Raw genomic sequence first — 4,050 nt, forward strand, 5'->3', positions numbered from 1 at the left:
TGAGCCGACAGGCCTCCCTTCGGTCGGCCTGCGGCTCAAGCGCGACTCGTTGGGCCGTTTCCTCATCAAACTACCCATCGGGAGTGTAAGCATGAAGCGCATAATCAGAGTATCCGTTGGTTTAGCGATCTGTCTGTTGATCGCCATGGTTCTTTTATGGTCTTCCAGACACTGCGGAGATGCAAGCCTTTCAGTCGCCGTTGTTCCATTCGCCACTATCCACACCCGAGTCACCACAGCGACCGGAAATCGCCTTGCACGATACAGCGGGTGAGACAGCCAGATGGCCCAGATTCACTGATGTCGGGTTCACTCTACGCTATCCGTCCGATTGGCAGGTCAGGGTTTTGCCTGATCAAGTTGCTGGTACACGGATTGTCGAGTTTGCTTACAGTATGCCAGACGGTCGGGTGGATGCTGCGATCCAAGTGTGGGAAACGTGGCTATCTCCCGACGAGGATTGGGAGCAGGACGCCGAACTGAGGTTCTGGCGCGAACATGGCACACGAGAGGACATGGCTGTAGAAGCGGTGTTGGTTAACGGGCAACCGGGGTGGAGAGTACAAGCCTCTCATCCTATTGTTCCCGGCGCATTGGCCCAGAGTGTGCTCGTGGGGTGTGGGGGACGGTTATATCGCTTCCGCCTGTATCTGTATCAGGATACGACGGTTGAGCCATACATGCGAGTGTTGGGTTTGATGATGAGCACGCTGCGCACACGGAGAGGCAGCATCCCGTCCCCCATTATCCCAAGTTCTTCCGAGCCTGCGGAGGAACCGCGAGCATTATCAGTCAGTCCAGCCTCAACGACGGTCAACTACAACCGGGGCGCGGCGTATGCCTATGCCAGCACGTGGTGGAACAGGCAGAATAACGATGATGGATGCTATCTGTGGTACAATGGGAGTACACTGGATTGCACGTATCACTCTGGGGATTGGGGAGTGGACGGAGCGCACTTTGTCAACCGCGCAGTGGCGGCCGGAGGGCGCCCGATTCCGGGGTTGTGGAACTCGGAAGCACGTACGGTGTCTGCTTTACGCACGTGGTTGTTGAACGATGGTTGGACAGTGATCTCGGCGAGCCAGGCCCAGGTGGGGGATGTGGTGATTATTGGCAACCAGTGCTGGGCCGGGTTGGTGGTAGAACCGGGGAACCCGCCTGTGGTAGCAACGCACTCGATAGAGCGGTGGGGCTCGGCAGGGCCGTTGTACTGCAACGGGGACTACAGCAAGGAATACCTGCATGCGCCATATGGTGGATGGTTGAACTACCTACCAGTTGCATTGCGGAATTGGCCGCCACCTCCACCCAAGCAATGGTCGGGGATGCATCTGGGCAACCGCACGAGTGGGGATTGGAGCAGTGATATGCTGGCGCCGCTGGATGGGGCACACGGCGGGGCTTGGCCGAAAGTCGTGGTGGTTCTGAGCAATCAGGTGTTCAATCTTAATCGTGATGCCAACTGTCGCATCACAGGAGTGAGTGTCAAGAACCCGACGTTGTTCAACTATTTGAGACGAGCGGCACAGGAGGGGACACGGGTGATTTTTCGGATCTATCCGTCACCTGGGAACTTTGAAGAGTCCATAGATCCGGGCTGGCCGGATCCGCGGACTCGGCCTGCCGGGCGCACGCTGATCACACAGCCGGGGGTGAGGCCTGGGGGGTGGTCGCAATGTGGGAACGAGTGGCGATTCCGGCCGGTGGACGATATTGGGGATGAGATGATGGCGATTCAGCGGTACATCTTGTGGTATGCGCCGCCGGGGTATCAGTGGCAGGCCTTTGGCTTTGAACCGGCCAACGAGCCCAATGTGGAGTGGTATGCCTTCGACACAAACCCATCTCTCAACCAGCAACGGGCATGGCAAGATATGGATCAATATTTTGCCAATCTCTATGACTACGTTCAAGCCAATCGTGGCTATCTTCCGATTCGGGTTCTCACCCCGCCGATGGGGCAAAGTGCGTATGCAGAGACGAACAACGTGAATTCGGAGAACTGCCCGTCATTTGAGTTTTCCGGCTATGCGGTGATGAGCCGGGTATTTAATAGCAGCAATCCCAAGAACGATGGCTACTCGTGGCACAACTACTGGATTCAGGGGCGCGAGGCCTGGGCTGGATGTCCCAATGGACAACACGTTTCGATGTGGTTTCCGGCTACAATGGCGAGTAACATTGACAACAATGCGCGGCCAGCAGTCATCACCGAAGCGGATCTGGCTTCTCCTGGACAGGGGATGGGAAACCCACTGACCGAAAAGGATGCTCAACCTCAGGAGACGGCGATCTCCATCCGGAATTTCCTGTACTACGAGGAGCGTGCGGATTGGGTCGCGGTGTGGCTCTTGAACGACGACTCGGGCAATGTGGAACAGATGTGGCATCAGGCGTATGCGCCTGCGACAGGGTTGCGTCCCTGGTTTACTGCCTGGTGGTATGGTCGAGAGACCCCATAAGAAAAAAGACGACGAGGCAAAAGATGAACAAGAACAAACCGATGGTCGCTATGGCCATGTTGTGTAGCTTGTTTCTGGTTACCAGTTTGGTTCTGACGGCTTGTCAGTCTTCCCTTGCGCTGGGACGAGCAGAAGAGTCCCCCCTCTCAACCCCTACGGTTGGGGAGTGGTTACCGCTTCCTGCGACAGACATCTGGTCTGTTCCGCCGCGGCCCGCCACGCTCGTTCCTGTTGAGAGTAGGCCACGCCCTACCCCACTACCGACAAGTCCGTTGCCCATACCGACCCCCTTGCCTAGTGTGATACAAGTAGTCTCTCTAGAAGAATTGCAAGCATCGTTCGGGATAGATAAGCGGTTACTTGCCTCAGATTTTGATGGCCTAGGTATGGTAGCCATTATGGAGGAGAGAGGGGCTCAGGAGATATTTGTGATGGACATGAGTTCGCGGCAAACCCGCGTTCTGACTACAAGAGACGTGATGGGTGTCGAGTCCTCGTCGGAGAGGTGGTTGTATAATCCGCATATCTCTGGGGAATATGTAACTTGGATTGCTTCCCTTTCTCAAGAGCAGATCCTTCTTGCGTACAATCTGCAAACAAATCAGTTGTCTTTCATCACAAGAGGTACGGGTATAGCCGATGCTGACCTTTCTGACCATATTGTAATATGGAGACAGTTAGAAGATGGGCGCTATTGGCATATCTTGGGATATGATTTGGAACGTCTAATGTATTCCAGGATAGTTACTGGCTCTCGAAGAGCGCTTCGGCCTCAGATTTCGGGTCAATGGGTAATCTATGAGGATTGGGCTGAACGTGATGGCTCTGATGTGAGCCTTTACCTAACTCGTATGGATGCCACTGAGGAGATCTGTATAGGACAGGTATATGCCCCAGAGATTCAAGCCGTACCTCAGTTTTATGCACTTGACACTCCTTGGGTTGCCTGGAGCACAGGGCATTGGAGTGACAGGCCCGAGTTATATCTCTATAACTTGGAGACTCGCCAAGCGGTGACCGTCACCGTTACACCCTGTGATGCATCCGCTGCGCGCCCTCGGCGGGTTGAAAACTTGGCACTCTCAGGCAATGTTGTCATCTTCACTTGCGGCCAGCCAATGGGGTATGATATTGAACGCGGGGAGTTTTTCTCTGTTCCTGTCTATGCTATGATGCCTGCCGATGGAAAGTGGTGGGGGCTGGAAGGGTGGAGCATCTCGGGAGACCGGATTGTGTGGGTACTCAGTTCGGATCAAGAGAGCCGGGTCTATACAGCGCGGATAGAGCGCCGTCCGTAGCGAAACGGCCCAACACGCGGCTCAAGCCGACAGCGCTCCGCTCGCTTCGCTCGCTCCGCGCTGCGGCTTAGCCGCAACTCGTTGGGCGGCTGAAACCAAAGAGGTGGGAGTATGAAAAACCGCAAACTGAGCCGACGTGATTTTCTCAAGTTGAGCGGAACAGCTTCTCTGGGGTTCATTTTGTCCGCTTGTGGGGTTACCCAAGCACCGACTGCCACGCCGTCCCCCACCGCCACCGCCGCGCCGACGAGCACGCCCACCGCCACCCCCACCGCCACGCCGACGCC

The 4,050-nt window shown here is 55.9% G+C and carries 3 protein-coding genes; 2 read left to right on the forward strand and 1 reads right to left on the reverse strand.

All coding sequences use genetic code 11. The features are described 5' to 3' along the window. The first annotated feature begins 347 nt into the window (after nt 1-347). Nucleotides 348-2,465 (forward strand): hypothetical protein, encoded by a 2,118-nt coding sequence (locus ABJK56_RS13835; RefSeq protein ID WP_347245255.1) that lies wholly within the window; start codon nt 348-350, stop codon nt 2,463-2,465. Nucleotides 2,466-2,896: 431 nt separating this feature from the next. Beyond that, entirely contained in the window at nt 2,897-3,763 is an 867-nt protein-coding gene (locus ABJK56_RS13840; protein WP_347245256.1) for a hypothetical protein, read from the forward strand. Here ABJK56_RS13840 and ABJK56_RS13845 read toward each other — a convergent pair. Beyond that, nucleotides 3,733-4,050 (reverse strand): hypothetical protein (locus tag ABJK56_RS13845; RefSeq protein ID WP_347245257.1); only part of this gene is annotated, 318 nt, incomplete at its 5' end. The genes ABJK56_RS13840 and ABJK56_RS13845 overlap by 31 nt on opposite strands.

Origin of the sequence: Thermogutta sp. (assembly GCF_039793925.1) — a bacterium.
Taxonomy (GTDB): Bacteria; Planctomycetota; Planctomycetia; order Pirellulales; family Thermoguttaceae; genus Thermogutta.

What these genes read in the sequence shown, in the direction of transcription:
- ABJK56_RS13840 (WP_347245256.1), top strand. Translation starts at nt 2,897, where the DNA reads ATGGACATGAGTTCGCGGCAAACCCGCGTTCTGACTACAAGAGACGTG.